The sequence below is a fragment of the Metabacillus rhizosphaerae genome (assembly GCF_037201795.1).
Classification (GTDB): Bacteria; Bacillota; Bacilli; order Bacillales; family Bacillaceae; genus Metabacillus; species Metabacillus rhizosphaerae.
On sequence record NZ_CP147403.1, the window covers coordinates 4831686 to 4848875 of the forward strand.

At 36.2% G+C, this 17190-nt stretch carries 14 protein-coding genes; 2 read left to right on the top strand and 12 right to left on the bottom strand.

Annotated elements, in window-relative coordinates; translation table 11 throughout:
* Positions 1 to 213: 213 nt before the first annotated feature.
* The 7 genes from WCV66_RS23300 to WCV66_RS23330 all read right to left on the bottom strand — a co-directional run bounded on the left by WCV66_RS23300 (position 214) and on the right by WCV66_RS23330 (position 5299).
* A complete protein-coding gene (locus WCV66_RS23300) occupies positions 214 to 630 on the bottom strand; it encodes a VOC family protein (RefSeq protein WP_338787033.1) in 417 nt (138 codons plus the stop codon).
* Positions 631 to 818: 188 nt separating this feature from the next.
* A complete protein-coding gene (gene fucU / locus WCV66_RS23305) occupies positions 819 to 1247 on the bottom strand; it encodes an L-fucose mutarotase (protein ID WP_338787034.1) in 429 nt (142 codons plus the stop codon).
* Positions 1248 to 1266: 19 nt separating this feature from the next.
* A complete protein-coding gene (locus WCV66_RS23310; RefSeq protein ID WP_338787035.1) occupies positions 1267 to 2163 on the bottom strand; it encodes a fumarylacetoacetate hydrolase family protein in 897 nt (298 codons plus the stop codon).
* Between the two features lie 23 nt (positions 2164 to 2186).
* A complete protein-coding gene (locus tag WCV66_RS23315) occupies positions 2187 to 2960 on the bottom strand; it encodes an SDR family NAD(P)-dependent oxidoreductase (RefSeq protein WP_338787036.1) in 774 nt (257 codons plus the stop codon).
* Between the two features lie 26 nt (positions 2961 to 2986).
* Positions 2987 to 3781 carry an SDR family NAD(P)-dependent oxidoreductase gene (locus tag WCV66_RS23320; RefSeq protein ID WP_066325071.1) on the bottom strand — a complete coding sequence of 265 codons (795 nt, stop codon included), beginning with the start codon at positions 3779 to 3781 and terminating at the stop codon, positions 2987 to 2989.
* 18 nt (positions 3782 to 3799) lie between these two features.
* Complete coding sequence (locus WCV66_RS23325; protein ID WP_338787037.1) at positions 3800 to 4960, bottom strand: UxaA family hydrolase; 1161 nt, start codon at positions 4958 to 4960, stop codon at positions 3800 to 3802.
* A gap of 24 nt (positions 4961 to 4984) precedes the next feature.
* Positions 4985 to 5299 carry a UxaA family hydrolase gene (locus tag WCV66_RS23330; RefSeq protein WP_338787038.1) on the bottom strand — a complete coding sequence of 105 codons (315 nt, stop codon included), beginning with the start codon at positions 5297 to 5299 and terminating at the stop codon, positions 4985 to 4987.
* Positions 5300 to 5434: 135 nt separating this feature from the next.
* Here WCV66_RS23330 and WCV66_RS23335 point away from each other — a divergent pair, with 135 nt between their 5' ends.
* Positions 5435 to 6295 (top strand): AraC family transcriptional regulator, encoded by an 861-nt coding sequence (locus tag WCV66_RS23335; RefSeq protein ID WP_066325064.1) that lies wholly within the window; start codon positions 5435 to 5437, stop codon positions 6293 to 6295.
* Positions 6296 to 6393: 98 nt separating this feature from the next.
* On the opposite strand, the gene WCV66_RS23340 is transcribed toward WCV66_RS23335, so the two are convergent.
* From WCV66_RS23340 to WCV66_RS23355, 4 genes are all read right to left on the bottom strand, one after another.
* Positions 6394 to 7398, bottom strand: a complete 1005-nt coding sequence (locus WCV66_RS23340) for a L,D-transpeptidase family protein (RefSeq protein ID WP_232328949.1) — start codon at positions 7396 to 7398, stop codon at positions 6394 to 6396.
* 249 nt (positions 7399 to 7647) lie between these two features.
* Complete coding sequence (locus tag WCV66_RS23345; protein WP_338787039.1) at positions 7648 to 8268, bottom strand: SGNH/GDSL hydrolase family protein; 621 nt, start codon at positions 8266 to 8268, stop codon at positions 7648 to 7650.
* A gap of 241 nt (positions 8269 to 8509) precedes the next feature.
* Positions 8510 to 9340 (bottom strand): amidohydrolase family protein, encoded by an 831-nt coding sequence (locus WCV66_RS23350; protein WP_066325053.1) that lies wholly within the window; start codon positions 9338 to 9340, stop codon positions 8510 to 8512.
* A 374-nt stretch (positions 9341 to 9714) separates the two neighbouring features.
* Positions 9715 to 12111, bottom strand: a complete 2397-nt coding sequence (locus WCV66_RS23355) for a glycoside hydrolase family 95 protein (RefSeq protein ID WP_338787040.1) — start codon at positions 12109 to 12111, stop codon at positions 9715 to 9717.
* A 701-nt stretch (positions 12112 to 12812) separates the two neighbouring features.
* Here WCV66_RS23355 and WCV66_RS23360 point away from each other — a divergent pair.
* Positions 12813 to 16247 (top strand): glycoside hydrolase family 2 TIM barrel-domain containing protein, encoded by a 3435-nt coding sequence (locus tag WCV66_RS23360; protein ID WP_338787041.1) that lies wholly within the window; start codon positions 12813 to 12815, stop codon positions 16245 to 16247.
* Between the two features lie 146 nt (positions 16248 to 16393).
* On the opposite strand, the gene WCV66_RS23365 is transcribed toward WCV66_RS23360, so the two are convergent.
* Positions 16394 to 16876 carry a DUF456 domain-containing protein gene (locus WCV66_RS23365; protein ID WP_066325042.1) on the bottom strand — a complete coding sequence of 161 codons (483 nt, stop codon included), beginning with the start codon at positions 16874 to 16876 and terminating at the stop codon, positions 16394 to 16396.
* Positions 16877 to 17190: the final 314 nt, after the last annotated feature.

The window sequence follows — 17190 nt, forward strand, 5'->3', positions numbered from 1 at the left end:
TACTCAACGGGCACCTTCTAAACCAGCTTCAATTCCAGGATCCAAAAATCATTTAACTTCCTCCACAATCAAAAGCTCCCATCGCTCTGACTATTTACAACCCATAGATATTATTGAATAGAAAATAGTATATTACAAGCTGTTGTTTGCACAAAAAAACCTCCCATAGTGCAAGGAGGTTACCGTCTAATATTTAACTCAAAACGTTCCTTCTCAATCTTGATTGCCTGCACTTTCATCCATGTACATAAGTTCCCACAAATGACCGTCAATATCCTGAAAACTCCATCCATACATAAAGCCGTGGTCGACTGGTTCATTTGAAGGCATCCCTCCAGCTGCTAAAGCCTTATGTACAATCTCATCAACCATTTCTTTGCTATTAGCAGAAAACGCTACAATAACCTCTGTACTCTTCGTAGCATCAGCAATGTCTTTTTTCGTAAAGGTTTTAAAAAATTCTTCTACCAACAGCATAACAAAAATGTTTTCGCCTACGACCATACACGTAGCATTTTCATCGGTAAATTGAGGATTAAACTCAAAACCTACTTTTGTGAAAAACTCAACTGATTTATTAAGATCTTTAACTGGTAAATTAACATAAATTTGAGCTGCTTTTAGTCCCATCTAATTATCACCTCCCATTTTTTACAATATCATCCATGTATTACTATAGTCAATTTTAAACACAGCACTATAAAGCATGCCACCAATCGCGAAAGTAGATTCCATTACCTTACAGAAATATGCTCCATATTGTGGAACTTTCACATTCCCGAGTTCATGTATGTCTCTGTAAGTGATGATTGTTTCAACTATCCAATAACTCCCTTCTTCAAGATGACATTTGCGTAAAGTGCCCTTTCTCCAGTAGCAACAACCGCATATGTCTCTTTCGCTCGTTCATAAAAAGAAAAACGATCGATCATGTCAATTGAGATAGGCTTTCCTTCTTTTTCATTAGCAATCTGCTGATACTGTTGCCAGATAACTGGTTCTCCACCATCACCTGGCTCAACTGCCATTAGTGTGATCGGCTGTTCGACATACGAATCAAGTGGAAATAAAGTTAGGATCGCCTTAAGTAAATCGGGAATAGAATGTCCATCTGCTCGAATTAATCTTTGCGCATGGCTCGCTGCTGGAAAGTTACCATCTGCTAAAACAATTTCATCACCATGCCCCATTTCAGTAAGAATTTTTAATAAATCTGGAGACAAGATTGGTGGGATCCCTTTTAACATATTATCAACCTACAATCGATTATTTTTCTTCAATGAAGATATTGGTTAACGAACCTAATTTTTCAATTTCAACAGTAACTTCATCTCCAGGATGTATGTACACTTGCTTTTCATCTGGGTATCCTAATACAACACCTTCTGGAGTCCCTGTTAAGATAACATCTCCCGGTGTAAGCGTCATATGCTGAGAGATGTAACTAACGATTTGATCTACGTAAAAGATCATATCTGATGTATTTGAATCTTGACGTACTTCGCCATTTACATACGTTTTTAATTGGAGATCATTAGGATTTCCAACTTCATCAGCTGTTACTAAATATGGTCCCATCGGGCTGAAATCATCACATGTCTTTCCGAGTAACCATTGAGGAGTTTTTAATTGTAAATCACGTGCTGATAAATCATTTACCGTACAATAGCCAAATACATGTTCCAACGCCTCTTCTTTGCTTACATATTTTGCTTTTTTCCCAATAACGACACCTAGCTCTACTTCGTAATCTAATTGTTTCGTTACTTTTGGTACAGCAATTTCACTTTTATGACCTGTCAACGTATTATTAAATTTATTAAATAAGATCGGTACTTCTGGATATGGAGCATTTGTTTCATCCGCATGCTTGCGGTAATTTAATCCGACACAAATGATTTTATTTGGTTGTGTGACACAAGGTCCCCATTGGATTTCTTCTTCAGTTTTTAGATATGATGCTTCATTTGATGTTGGAAGTGTAGAAAGATAATCTTCGAGTACAGAAATGGTTTCCTTGCCGCCAGCGATGATTTCCATGATATTTGTTTGAATTTGAGCATTTGGTTTTTCATTTAATGCTGCTTCAAGATCGATAATACCATTATCAATTTTTACTCCCAATGCTTGCTTTCCTTCTTTTATAAATGTTAATAGTTTCATAGAAAAATCCTCCTCTTTCGTTTTTACGCATTCTTACCAAATACAACGCCACCATCAATATAAAGCGGAGAGCCCATCATAAACCTTGATTCATCAGATGCTAGGAAAAGGGCTGCATAGGCCACATCTTCAGGTCTTCCTAAATCCCCACTTAACTGGCGGGTTTTAATCTTTTCAATCGCTTCCTCAGGATTTTCATACGATTGTTTTAAATAATGCTCTACAAAAGGCGTTAGAATGGTTCCTGGCAAAATAGCATTTACTCGAATATTATAGGCAGCATAGTCCACCTGCATCGATTTAGTTAAGGCTAAAATCGCTCCTTTTGTCGTTGAATAGGAGGCACGGTCAGCTAGTCCCATTTCAGCAATACATGAAGACATATTAATGATCGAACCCTTGTTTTGTTCCATCATATGAGGAATAACATATTTACTTGGCAGCATCACACCATTAATATTAACATTCAATGTTTTATTCCAGGCATCTAGATCAACCTCATGAAGCTTGCCTACACCGCTAATACCAGCATTATTAAACAAAACATCGATCTTCCCATACCTATTTATCGCTTTATCAACCATTGCTTTAACAGAGCTTGCATCAGTAACATCAGCTTGAATGAAATAGGCTTCACCATTTGCTTCGCTAATTTCAGCTACGGTGTTCGTCCCGCTTTCAACATTTAAGTCATTAACAATGATTGATGCTCCTTCTTTCGCAAACAATAAAGCTGTACATTTCCCAATTCCAGACCCTGCACCCGTAATTAGAATTACTTTATCTCTCAATCTCATATTCTTATATCCCTTCCCTTTGTCTGTTAATGTTCCATATGATCCTCTGGTTGTGCTGCTTTAACTGTTAATCCGCCGTCAACCATCATTAAATGACCATTGATTTGTTCTGCTTCATTTGATGCTAAAAACACAACTGCATCCCCTATTTGCTTTGCAGTTCCTAGCCGTTTCATCGGATTTGCTTCAATTTCCTTGCTTCGTATTTCCGGATCTGCTAGAAAATCAGTACACATATCTGTATCAACTGTACTTGGTCCTACTGCATTTACATTAATGTTGTATCTTCCAAGCTCGATAGCCAATCCTTTAGTTAACATATGTCCTGCTGCTTTTGAGGCTTGATAATGAGGAATTACTGGACTCGTAACCATGAGGCTGGCAGTGGATAAAATGTTAATTATTTTTCCATTGCGCTTGGGAATCATTCGCTTGGCCGCTAATTGGGATGTTAGAAAAATAGCCTTCACATTTGTATTAAAGGTACGGTCCCATGTTTCTTCTGTTACTTGCATAAAAGGCTCAAAAGGAGCAATTCCAGCATTATTAACCAGAATTTCAATTTCTCCAAGCTGTTCCTCTACTGCCTTGATCATTGCTTCTACATCTTGTTTATTGCCAACGTCGGCTTTAATTACAATTGCTCTTCTACCAATCCCCTCTACCTTTTTCCTAACCTCTTCAGCTTGTTCTCTTGAACGGACAGAGTTAAAATTAATTGCGACATCTGCCCCCTCTTCAGCAAGTCGCAAAACAATAGCTTCACCGATTCCACGGTTTCCACCTGTAACTAACGCAATTTTATTAAGTAAGCGCTTCACTAAATATCCTCCCTTTTCCTACAGACTAATTCCTATTCGACTAATACTAAATTCTTGATGACCAAGAATCTCTGCTTTTGTAAGTTCTCCAGATGCGACACTGACAATTTCTTTAAATAACCGTTCCCCAGCTTGTTGAAGAGACTCTTTTCCTTGTAATACAGGACTTGTATCAACATCAATATTGTCAGCCATGCGCTTTGCCATAACCTCGTTTCCAGAAATTTTAATAACAGGTACAATTGGATTTCCAGTCGGCGTTCCACGGCCTGTAGTAAAACAAACGAGCTGAATGCCTGCTGCTGCCATTCCTGTGACACATTCAATATCATTTCCGGGCGAGTCCATAAAATAAAAGCCTTTTCCAGGTATTTCACTCGCAAAGTCAACGACACCTTGTAATGGCGCTGTGCCAGCTTTACTTATACACCCCAATGATTTCTCTTCAATGCTAGATAATCCTCCCTCAATATTTCCGGGACTAGGGTTACCACCTCGCATATCAACACCCATTCGTTCGATTTCTGCTTCAAATTTTGCAATTGAATCATATAATTTTTTCGTCACTTCTTCATTTACTGCCTTTTCAGCTAGGATGTGTTCTGCTCCAATGATTTCAGTCGTTTCACCCATCACTATGCTTCCGCCTTTATCAATAATCATGTCTGACGTTCTTCCTAAGGCAGGATTACTGCATAAACCTGATGTTGCATCAGAACCACCGCATTTAACACCAACAATTAGCTCTGAAAGTGAAATATTTTCATATGGAATACTTGCAATTTTTTGTTCAAGCTCTTTTGCTATTTCTGTTCCTTTTTTAATTGTATTGACCGAGCCACCTTCATCTTGAATATCAATCCAAATCACTGGTTTTCCCGTCTCAGCAATTTCGTCACGTATTTGTTCAGCATTCATGACCTCACAGCCTAAGCTTACAACTAGGACAGCACCAACATTTGGATTTTTCCCCATCCCAACAAGAACCTTGTGTGTCCGCTCTTTATCATCACCTACTTGGCTGCAGCCATGCTGATGTGGAATAGCTACCGATCCTGGTACCTGCTGTTGAATTCGATTAACTACTTGATTTGCACACACCACTGTTGGTAAAAGCAGCAAATGATTCCGAATCCCTACTTTTCCATCTGGTCTGCGATATCCTTTGATCATTGTCATTTTTTCTCACTCCTCTTTCTAAAATTATTGGTCACCTCGACCGCGAACACCGATAAGATTGTGTACATGAACATGCTCACCTTCTTCAATAGTGGTTGTAGCGACGCCAATAGACTCTCCATATTTCAGGATTGTATCACCGATTTTAATTTGATTAAGTGCCAGTTTATGACCGAAAGCAACATCCTCTTTAGCTGTTAATGTACATGTTTGATCTTCAATTTGAAATGTTAATACCTCACCCTTATTAATCGAGCGCAACAATGTGACAACGTTATCATTCTGATTCATGACAATACATGAAACACCTGCACCAAACGTTTTCTCTTTTGTTTCCATTCTTTTATCTTCCTTTCAAACTTGCTTTTTATCATTCTATCACCTGTTAATTGTTATAAAAATTGCCTGAATTGACTTCTTTGTAACATATTTTGATATTATAGAAAGGAGAGATTAAGTGAGGTGGTTGAATAAATGTTACCAATTCGTAAACAATTTGAATCTAAAAAATCTTTCCCATTTCATATCGTCTATAAACAAACGAAAGATCTTCAAGATGAGCTTCCAGAACATACACATGAATGGTTAGAAATTGTGATGATTCATGAAGGAAAAGGAACCTTTTTCATTGATCAAACTTTTTATGACATACAAAAAAATGATCTAATCATCATTCCAAGTAATACGATTCACCGTACCATACCTGATAAGGATCATTCCCTTACTTCTACTGCTATCTTCTTTAGTCCTGCCCTACTTAATCATTCTACTTTTGGTAATGGTTTTTTATATTTGAAGATTTTTGGTGAATCAAAAAAAGGAAAGAATTATAAATATACGTTAGAGCATAATCACCAAACTAAATTAAATGACTACATTGATACCCTTATGCATGAAGTGGAGACAGAAAGCCCAGATCAAGTGAATGCGATCCTATTATGGTTGCACGTGACTATGCTTCACCTTAATCGAAATTGCCTTACTTGGAAAACAGGAATAGAAAAGCAGTCTTCCTTCGGACCAAAATGGTTTAAAGAGGCATTAATTTATATTGATCAACATTTAGATACTAGTTTAGATTTGAATTCTCTATCAAGACGCTTTTCCGTTTCAGCCGCTCATTTTAGCCGTGTCTTTAAACAGTTGATTGGCATTAATGTGACCGATTATATTACAATGAAGCGGATATTATTAGCAAAAGATCTACTAAGTAGTTATAATGAGAAAATTTCAACTGTGGCTGAGCAATGTGGATTTACGAGTATGCCCCATTTTTTTCGGACATTTAAGAAACTTACGTCGATGACCCCTTCTGAGTACAGAAAAAAAAGATAATTGATAATTTGCCTTAGTTCATTAAAAGGTGAAAAAATCCTCATGGGAAATAGTTTCCTTTCCATGAGGATAAAGGTGAAACGAGTATTTGTGTAAGATTATCTAAGTTCTTTTTTAGTGTTCGGTCCAACGATTCCATCTACTGCTAGACCACGTGCCTTTTGGAATTTACGGACTGCTTGATCCGTGTTTGAACCAAAAATTCCGTCCACCCCTTTTGTATTGTACCCTTTAGCAGTAAGGATACGTTGAAGTTCTTTTACAGAAGCACCTTTGCTTCCTTTTTTAAGGATGCCACTTTTGGCTAGGTCTGACCCATTTGATGGTGAAGAAGGAGATGTTGGCTTTGTCACTGTTGTTCCTCCAAGTGCTTTTCTTGTTGCTGGACCGACTACGCCATCTACAGTAAGACGTCGAGCCTTTTGAAATGAGCGGACTGCAGATTCTGTATTTTGACCAAATACACCATCTATCCCTTTTGTACTAAACCCTAGAGAAGTAAGCTTCCGCTGAAGCTCTTCAACAGCAGGTCCCCTGTTCCCCTTTTTGAGAGCGGTTCCATTTACAGTAACTGGAACTGAGCTTTCAGTTACTTTATATCCGTAAGAAACCGCTATTGAATCAAATGATTTCCCTGAAGTTGTGATTATAACAGGTGTATTGACAGGCACTTGATTGAACAGCCATTCCACCTCGTTATCATACATCCGTACACAACCGCTACTCACATAACCACCAATTGAATTAGGGTTGTTGTTACCATGAATTGCATAAGTCGTGCCCCATGTTCCCCTTGCATTTATTCCAAGCCATCTATTACCAAGCGGATTACGTGGGTCACCACCTGGAATGCCATCAGTGTAGTAAGGTCGATTCTTTATCTTGTTTACAATTTTAAATTTTCCCTCTGGTGTTAAGGATTGACTCCTCCCTGTCCCGACCTTAAACACTTTAGTTAGTTGATTATTTTCATAATAAGCAAGTTGGTTGTTTGACTTATTAATGATAATAAATTTGCTGCCTGCTGCAGAACCAGAAGATATCCCTATACTACAAAACATCAGAATTGCCAATACAAATAAATAAAACCATTTTTTAATCAACTCTGTTCCCCCCTTAGTTGTGAATACACTTTATAAGACGGTATATATGCTAAAATTGTTTGATTAATTTACAATTTTTTGAAAAAATATTTAATTTTACTAAAGTTCCACCATACAGCCTTAGCGTTTTCTATGCCCATTGTTGAGGAAATCATTATTTCGCTGAATATTGCTCATTCCTTTTTAGGTTCAGGAAAACATAAAAAAGAAGCTGACCCTTTTATGAGCCAGCCTCTTATCCCTATAATCTTATTTTAGTCGTTCTTCACACGCTCTAAGCCAAGTAGTTGCCATTAACATGTTTCCCGCGGAATTCATGTGAACGCCGTCTGTCGTGAGCTTATAATTGTTTTCAGCTTGTAAATACTTGATAAATGCTTGATGCGTAGGCACGATTGTTGCATCGAATTGTTGTGCAAGATTAGTTATTATCTCCACATAGTCTTTTAACATCTTATTTCCTGTGGATTCTGTATCTTCCTCAATAATTGTTGGTTCCATTAATACAATTTGTGCGTTGGTTTCTTCTTTTACTTGAGTTAACAATTTTACGTAAACTTGGTGAAATGTCTCTGAAGTTACTTGCTCTATTTCAGGACGGTCAAGCTGTCTCCATACATCATTTATTCCTATTGAAATCGAAACATAATCTGGTTGATGATCAATGACATCTGTTTGCCATCTTGCAGCGAGGTCAGTGACTCTATCTCCGCCTATTCCTGTATTCACAATTTGATAGTCAGCATATGGATACGTTGTCACCAAGTAATCATGTAAAATTCTTACATACCCATATCCTAGACCCTCTTGATCTTCTCGTCTTCCACAATCTGTAATACTATCCCCTATTAATAAAATTTTTTTCGCCATTCTCTAATCTCCTTATTCTCTATTAAAAATTAAGATATCTATTACTTTCATAGTTTATTATTTTACACTTATTGTATAAATACCTTCTCATTATGTAGGAAAACAGATTATTTTATTATTTTCATTTAAAAATCTATTTTTCCGTTATTTTTTATTTTATAAAAGGATCACTTTTGTTTATTTGCACCCAACTTATAGAATAGAACTACTGCCTTCTCAAACCGATGGCTTCTCACCTTTCTTATTTTATCGAATAAAATTTTGCACAGTTCTCACCAAGGATCAGATTCTCCGATTCTGGAGCAAATCGCTTAACATAATCCAAGACAATTTCCATGACCGTTTCATAGCGATTACTAACAGTACAAACGGGCCAATCAGAGCCTATCATGATTCTGTTTGGTCCAAAGGCTTTAAATACTACGTCTAAATATGCTTCAAAGTTCTCTTTTCTCCAATTCTTCAAATTGGCCTCAGTCACCATGCCGGATAGTTTCACATAGACGTTCTGGTGTTCTGCTAGTTTTGTAAGATCTTCCTTCCATGGCGAAATCACTTTATTCTTTATATCAGGCTTGCCGATATGATCCAATACAAATTGCTGTTTCGGGAATGTTTCTACAAGCTCGATGGCATAAGGGATATGCACTGGAAAAAGCAGGAGATCATATGTGAGGTCAAAATCGTTTAGTTCACTGATGCCTCTCTGAAAATCTTCTCTTAACAAAAATTGATCATCTACTTCATCATGGATGACATGGCGAATTCCTTTAAGATAAGGATTATCTGTGAAATGTTTCAATTGTTCTGTTACATCAGGCGAACAGAGGTCAACCCAGCCAACAACTCCCTTGATACAATCATATTTTTGTGCTAGTTTTAAAAGCCAACTTGTTTCCTCTAATGTTTGTCTAGCTTGAACAGCAATCGCTCCATTAAAATCAAGAGATTGTAACAGTCCTTCAAGATCTTCTGGTAAAAAGTCACGTTGTAATTCAGACATGTCTTCACTAATCCAGCTATATTCGTTTTCGTTATAAATCCAAAAATGTTGATGTGCGTCTATTTTCATAACTGACTGATCCCTCTCTTTCCTAATGATGAGGCCCGATAACTTAGAGTAGAGATTTCTAGATTCGTATTCCCAAGTTTTCTATATTTCATCATGGTCTCTCCTATTTAAAAGCGCTTTCAAAATTTTAACACGAGTATCAAGATATAAAAATGACTTATTCTGATGCTTTTATATCTTCTCATGTTATCTATCAAAAGGTACGGATCACTTCCAGGAAAAATATAAATGGGCGAACCAATACCAAAGGATCGAATCCCTCCATCACAACATATAGCTCCTTAAAAGTTGAAAGGAGCTATATATTAGTGATGTTGGTAGTTGTCAGACCCTTTTAAGTCGCCCTCTAGCTAGTTATCAAATCTATTTCTCAACTAAATAGTAGCTGCTTTTATTGGGAGAATGGTATAATATTCTCCTGCAACAGTAGCAAAAGAAATGGCGCCATATCCTATCTTTTCAATTTCAACAACTTTTTCCCCTACTTTTACTTCCACATTGACATCTGTTTTAAGAACACATCTTTCTCCTTGTAATGAATGTATCTCGACTTGCTTTAACTTCTTATTCTCCCACTGTAGAGCTATTTCAAATCCACCACGTGCTCTAAGGCCACGAACATGCCCATTTGGCCATGCATCAGGTAATGCAGGTAATAAATGAATTTCCTTTGTATGAGATTGAAGTAATAACTCAGCAACCCCAGCGACAAAACCAAAATTCCCATCAATTTGAAAAGGTGGATGTGCATCAAACAAGTTGGAATATACTCCACCACGCTGATAATTTGTGCTATTCTCATCAGTTACAAGCTGAAGAAGGTTAGTTATTAGACCTAGAGCCCGATTTCCATCTTTAAAACGAGCCCATAATGATATTTTCCAAGCAAGGCTCCAGCCAGTCCCTTCATCACCTCTGCGCATAAGAGAATGTTTAGCAGCCTTAAATAATTCAGGTGTTTCCTTTTCAGTAAACTGCCTCCCCGGGAAAACCCCAAAAAGATGTGAAACATGGCGATGGTTAAGTTCCTGATCATCCCAATCTTTATACCATTCCTGTAGTTGCCCATATTGACCAACCTGAAGTGGAAATAATTTTGATCTTTTTTCTTCTAATTCTTGTCTAAACTCGATGTCATTATTTAACTCTTTTGTTGCTTCGATACAGCTTGTAAATAAGTCCCATATTAATGACAGATCCATGGTTGTCGCCATACTAACTGCTGCCATTTTACCATCTTCCGTTACAAATTTATGCTCTGGGGAAGTTGAAGGCGCTGTCACTAAATATCCTTTTTCATCTTCAATTAGCCAGTCCATACAAAATAATGCTGCTTTTTTCATAATTGGGTAAGCCTTATTACGTAAAAATTGTTTGTCTCGGCTAAATGCAAAATGCTCCCATAGATGCTGTGAAAGCCACGCTCCAGCCATTGGCCAAATCGTCCAAACTGGATCACCATGACCATATGCCCCTACAGGAGCAGATTGACGCCAAATGTCTGCATTATGGTGTGCAGTCCAGCCTCGCAGACCATAATTTGTTTGAACTGTTTTTTCTCCATTGTGGGCTAATTCCTCTATGTAATTTAGGAATGGCTGATGACATTCAGCTAAATTACATGTTTCTACAGGCCAATAGTTCATTTGTGCATTAATATTGAGTGTGTAATTACTACTCCAAGGTGGCTGAATCATGTCATTCCAAATGCCTTGTAAATTGGCAGGCTGTGTTCCAGGACGGGAACTTGTGATCATTAAATATCTGCCAAAATGAAACAGAAGCTCCACTAATTTAGGATCTCTTGCTCCATATTGTTCAATCCATTGGTCTGTCATAATCTCATTAGTAACTAATGATGGACCTAAATCAAGCTCAACACGATCAAACAGTGATCTGTAGTCTTTAATATGAGTTTCTCGAAGTGTTTCAAATGTACTTTTTTTCGCTTCATATAAGTGTTTCATGACTGTTACTGAAGGATCTTTCCCTTCTTTACGAGGGGATTTATCAAATCCATTGAAGCTTGTAGCAGCTGAAAAGAACAGTGTTACTGTTGTCGCATTTAAAACAGTAAGACCTTCATCATCTAAATAGGATACACCACCATCTTTCTGAACAGCTAACCGCCCCTCAAATGTTAGTGAGTTACCATTTCCCTCTTGTTCATAAATAATGGGATTCTCATTATCTCGGAAATAGCCTGGATCTACATTTTCCGGGCAAATCCCTCTAAGAATAAGTTCTTCATTAGACTTTTCTATTACGGTTTGAAGTAAGCTTTCTAATTTAGCAGTAAAGTTAATCTTGCCCGGTTTATTTGCCCTAAGGTGAATAACAATTACTTGATCCTCAAAAGATGAAAACATTTCGCGTGTATAGGTTACATCATCAATATCATATTGGACACGAGCTATACCATCCTGTAAATCAAGACTTCGTCTATAATTTTTTTCATTTCCATCGTGAGCAAATTTTATTAATAAATCACCAAAAGGTAGATAGGATTGGGTATAGGGACCCATCATGTTTTTTGCAATATGATCAGCTTCTTCATACTTCCCCTCAAAAATAAGCTTTCTAATTTCAGGTAAATACTTTTTTGCATCTGGATTATTAAAATCTTTCGGGCTTCCTGACCATAAAGTATCTTCATTTAATTGTAATCTTTCCAGTTCAACTCCACCAAAAATCATTGCTCCAAGTCGACCATTTCCGATAGGAAGTGCCTCTGTCCAAGTCTTTGCACTAGTTTGATAGTTTAACTTCATTATGAATGTCCCCCTTTTATAATAATTAATAGGATAATAATTGAACATTTACCGACAGCAAAATCAACAATAATCTTAGTTCTTATTCTTTCATATTAACAATGTCCTTCAATGGTTCTTTTGAGGAGATCTCAATTATCTAACTTTCCATTCTGATAACGTCCTTTGATCATTTTTTTTAAAAGGAGCGTGTAATTTAAAATCCACATCCCAATTGTCAGTCCATATTGGTAATAAATAAATAAGACTTCTAGATTAGTTCTTACAAGTTTTCTATATTTCATCATGACCCTTCAAATATGAAAGCATTTACAAAATTTTATCATGTGTATCAAGATATAAAAATGACTAATTATGATGTTTTTACACCTTTTTATGTTATTAACCTTAGTATAAGAAACACTTCTGCTCATAAGATATGTGTATCCTTTTAAATTTCAATGGACATTTAATTAGCAGCCTCTTGAATGTTTATAGCGAATCTTCTTTATTTTCCCTCGTTTTATTACACTATTTTTTTATGCACTCTCATTTCTTGAATGGAAATGTTAAACCATTCATTAATCCATCTTAAATTGCAAATCTACATAGATTAATATATAGTAAGTATAGTCAATAAACTAAGTTCATGCTATTTTATCTGTATATTCAATCTTTTTCGACATTCCAAAAAATAAATGAAGAAAGTGAGTATAACAAACATGAATAAAAAAGTACTTTTTAATGATGGATGGGAGTTTTCCAAAAGTAGTTTAGAAGTTTGCGAAAGTGCTACTTTGACATTTGAACCTGTTGATTTACCTCATGACTGGCTAATATACAATACTGTAGACTTATATGAAAACAGTATAGGTTGGTATCGTAGGAAATTTACATATACGAAGGATGAAAAACAAATTCTCTTGTGTTTTGATGGGGTTTACATGGATTCTTCCCTATATGTGAATCAACAATTTATCGGAGAATGGAAATACGGGTATTCCTCTTTTGAACACAATATCACAGATGCACTGGTCGAAGGAGAAAATGAAATTGTTATGAAGGTCGTGCATCAAAGCCCAAATAGCAGATGGTACTCTGGTGCTGGCATTTATTGTAATGTCTGGCTAAAAACTAGGGATAAGAATCATATAGTTACAGATGGAATATACTGCACAACAAAAAAGAAAGAGAATGTATGGCAGTTAGAAGTCGACACAGAAATAAATATCTTTGATGAAGTACAAGTTTCGCATAGTCTCGTTTATAAGGATGAAATAATTACATCTACATCAGAGAGAGTTATATCGGGCAGTGATTCTAGTACACTTAATCAACAAGTGTTATTTCTAGAAGATCCATTGTTATGGAGCACAGATGAACCTAATCTTTATCAGCTTATAACCCGCCTACATGTGAAAAATAACGATAAAAATCAGAGTTTAGAGGAAATTGAAGCAATCTCACAAAATATCGGGTTTCGTGTAATAGAACTTGACCCCCAAAATGGATTTCAACTAAATGGGAGAAAGATGAAATTAAATGGGGTTTGTGAACACCACGATTTAGGAGCCCTAGGATCTGTATTAAATAAAGCTGCATTGAAAAGAAGATTAGTAATTTTGAAAGAAATGGGTGTTAACGCTATTCGAACAGCTCACAACATGCCAGCAAAAGAACTTATGGAATTAGCAGATGAAATGGGCTTGCTTGTAGTCACGGAAGCTTTTGATATGTGGGAAAGAGCAAAAACTCCTTATGATTACGCTAGATTCTTTAAGGAATGGGCATATGTTGATGTGAAAAGTTGGGTAAAGCGGGATCGGAATCATCCGAGCTTGCTAATGTGGAGTATTGGAAATGAAATTTATGATACCCATGCAGATGATCGAGGACAAAAAATTACAAGCATGCTTATCGAATATGTACGAAAATATGATCCGAAAGAAAATGCAAGCGTTACCATCGGTTCAAATTATATGCCGTGGGAGAATGCACAAAAATGTGCTGATCTTGTTAAGGTTTCAGGTTATAACTATGCAGAAAAATATTATCAAAAACATCATGAAGAACATCCAGATTGGATTATTTATGGTAGTGAAACAGCATCTGTTGTGCAAAGTAGAGGGATCTATCATTTCCCATTTGATAAATCAATTCTTGCAGACGATGACGAACAATGTTCTGCACTTGGAAATAGTACAACCAGTTGGGGAGCAAAATCAGCCGAAGCTTGTATTTTAGCAGAAAGAGACACCCCCTTCTCACTCGGTCAGTTTATATGGACTGGGTTTGACTATATTGGAGAACCTACACCTTATCATACAAAAAACTCTTATTTTGGACAGATTGACACTGCTACTTTTAAGAAAGATTCGTATTACATCTATCAAGCAGCATGGACAGATTATAAAACAAAACCAATGGTCCATATCTTCCCCTTTTGGAATTTTAATAAAGGGCAAATGATTGATGTTAGAGTATGCTCCAATGCGCCAAAAATTGAACTTCAATTAAATGGGAATACAATCGGAATCTATGATATTGACCATGAACATGGAACACAGCTTGTTGGATGGTGGAAGATTCCTTATGAAGAAGGTGAGTTAACGGCGATTGCTTATGATGAAACAGGCAACATCATTGCGACAGATCGTAAAATATCCTTCGGAGATGCTAAAAAAATCTGCTTGAATACTGATAAAGAAAAACTTCTTGCTAATGGTACGGATTTACTTTTTGTAGAAATAACAATGAAAGATAAAGATGGGAATCCAGTTGAGAATGCAACGAATAGAGTAAATGTACATGTCTCAGGAGCTGGACGTCTTATTGGTCTCGATAATGGCGATAGCACAGATTATGATCAATATAAAGGAGTAAGCAGAAGATTATTCAGTGGAAAATTAATGGCGATCATTGGGGCAACTTTAGAACCTGGGAAAATCCAAATTGAAGTTTCATCAAAAGGTTTGGAAACTAAAATCGTTGAATTTGAGTCACAAGCAATGAATAACCTAGCTTTAAATGGGATTTCTGCCAGTATGAAAAATCAAGAGTTACCTGTTGTCATGGGTGGCAATGAGGAGATTCCTGTTCGTAAGATTGAAATAATCAGTGATTCTGGACAAGTATTTGATGAATCAAAAAAAGAGATTCTTGTTCGAGCAAGATTGTACCCAGTAGATACTTCTTATCAAGAAGTTGAATGGAGTGTAGTTAATGCTACAGGGATTGTGTCAAATATTGCAAAAGTAGAAGCATTTGGTGATGAGGCCAAAGTAACCGCATTTGGTGATGGAGAATTTCTACTTCGCTGTACAAGCAAGAATGGTAGTAACAAGACAAAAATTATCTCCCAGCTAGAATTTAAGGCAGCTGGTCTAGGTACAGCCTACAAAGATCCTTATGGATTTATTTCCGCAGGACTCTATGATTATAGTAAAGGGGAAGTTGGAAACGGTAACGAACGAGGAGTAGCGACAAGTAGAGATGGTGAGACTCAAGTAGGTTTTCGTGAAATTGACTTTGGTCCTTACGGCTCTGATAAAATAACAATTCCAATTTTCGCTTTAACAAGTGAAGAGTATTCTCTTCAGATTTGGGAAGGAATTCCAAATGAAGATGGATGTGAATTACTAGCTGATGTGACCTACCAAAAGGAATCCAAGTGGAATGTGTATCAAGAAGAAACTTATCAATTGTCAAAAAGACTGAAAGGTATTACAACCATTTGTTTTGTTCTCCAACAGAAGGTGCATATTAAAGGATTTTCATTTGAGAAAAAGAATAGAGCCTTTGAAAAAAATATCACGTCAGAATGTGACCACATCTATGGGGATACATTTACCTTAACAGAAAATAGTGTTGAAGGAATTGGAAACAATGTATCTCTAGAGTTTGAACAAATGGATTTTACAAGTGATGGTACAACGAAACTAATCATTTTTGGTAAGTCACATAATGATAAAAATACCATTCAGATCCGTTTTGCAAATGATGAAGAAGAAAGTAATCAACTCATCGAATTCACACAGTCAGATGAATATGAAGAACAACAATTTGAATTGAATAAAGTAACCAACCAACAAAAAGTCACCTTCATCTTCCTGCCTGGATGCCATTTTGATTTTGGCTGGTTCCGTTTTGAGAGGTAATAACCCTAACAAATGAACAAAAAGTCGATTTTCTTAGATAAATAAGAAATCGACTTTTTGTTTATTTCGCTAAAATTATTCGTATGTTAAATTACACGGATTCCAACTGTATTAAGTTGATTGGAGAAAAATTCAATCATTATTAGTTAAAAAACAACAGCCACAATGAACCAAATGATCATTAACAATTGAATTAATATTTTGGCTAAGCTTCCGCCTAAAAAACCAACGATGGTAGCAAACCCAATTTTAATGGCCTTGGTAGTATCTTTATGAATAATATACTCTGTAACAAGAACCGCTAAAAAAGGTACGAGAATAATCCCGAAAGGTGGGAGTATAAATGAACCAACAATAGTAGCAACAGCAGCTATTTTCTCAGACGTTTTAGAACCACCGTATTTTTTCACAAAATAACTGTTGGCAATAAGGTCTGCCGCGATTAAAACTGCACTTAATACTGTCATACTGATCCAGAACCATACGGATAGCTCATTCGAATTAATCAGAAATTGATAAACAACAAATCCTCCCCAAATGGCCACAACCGAAGGAATAATAGGATAGACTATTCCTACAAAGCTTAATACAAATAAGAGGATCGTTAATCCCCACCATAAAAATTCCATTTTTAATACCCTCTATCTTTAATTGATTTTTGTGTAAAAAATTGATGAATTAATAAATACCAGTAAGATCTCACTGTGTCATATTTGGAGTCCGCATATTTTTTCTTGAGTTAGTTAGGATGTAATATCCCATCAACATACTTTCCCTCTTTTCTTTATTTTGTATCTTATACGTATTTACATGAACAAAGGTTTCAATTTGTTTTTATTAACAACTTCTATCCGAACAATCTTACTTTCAAACGATTGAAATTGAATTCTTTTGAAAGTAAGATTGAACTTAGAATATCAAACTTTTAATACAAGTTTTAGGG

What these genes read in the sequence shown, in the direction of transcription:
- WCV66_RS23310 (WP_338787035.1), bottom strand. Translation starts at nt 2,163, where the DNA reads ATGAAACTATTAACATTTATAAAAGAAGGAAAGCAAGCATTGGGAGTA.
- WCV66_RS23325 (WP_338787037.1), bottom strand. Translation starts at nt 4,960, where the DNA reads ATGACAATGATCAAAGGATATCGCAGACCAGATGGAAAAGTAGGGATT.
- WCV66_RS23345 (WP_338787039.1), bottom strand. Translation starts at nt 8,268, where the DNA reads ATGGCGAAAAAAATTTTATTAATAGGGGATAGTATTACAGATTGTGGA.
- WCV66_RS23360 (WP_338787041.1), top strand. Translation starts at nt 12,813, where the DNA reads ATGAATAAAAAAGTACTTTTTAATGATGGATGGGAGTTTTCCAAAAGT.
- fucU (WP_338787034.1), bottom strand. Translation starts at nt 1,247, where the DNA reads ATGTTAAAAGGGATCCCACCAATCTTGTCTCCAGATTTATTAAAAATT.
- WCV66_RS23335 (WP_066325064.1), top strand. Translation starts at nt 5,435, where the DNA reads ATGTTACCAATTCGTAAACAATTTGAATCTAAAAAATCTTTCCCATTT.
- WCV66_RS23300 (WP_338787033.1), bottom strand. Translation starts at nt 630, where the DNA reads ATGGGACTAAAAGCAGCTCAAATTTATGTTAATTTACCAGTTAAAGAT.
- WCV66_RS23350 (WP_066325053.1), bottom strand. Translation starts at nt 9,340, where the DNA reads ATGAAAATAGACGCACATCAACATTTTTGGATTTATAACGAAAACGAA.
- WCV66_RS23355 (WP_338787040.1), bottom strand. Translation starts at nt 12,111, where the DNA reads ATGAAGTTAAACTATCAAACTAGTGCAAAGACTTGGACAGAGGCACTT.
- WCV66_RS23330 (WP_338787038.1), bottom strand. Translation starts at nt 5,299, where the DNA reads ATGGAAACAAAAGAGAAAACGTTTGGTGCAGGTGTTTCATGTATTGTC.
- WCV66_RS23315 (WP_338787036.1), bottom strand. Translation starts at nt 2,960, where the DNA reads ATGAGATTGAGAGATAAAGTAATTCTAATTACGGGTGCAGGGTCTGGA.
- WCV66_RS23365 (WP_066325042.1), bottom strand. Translation starts at nt 16,876, where the DNA reads ATGGAATTTTTATGGTGGGGATTAACGATCCTCTTATTTGTATTAAGC.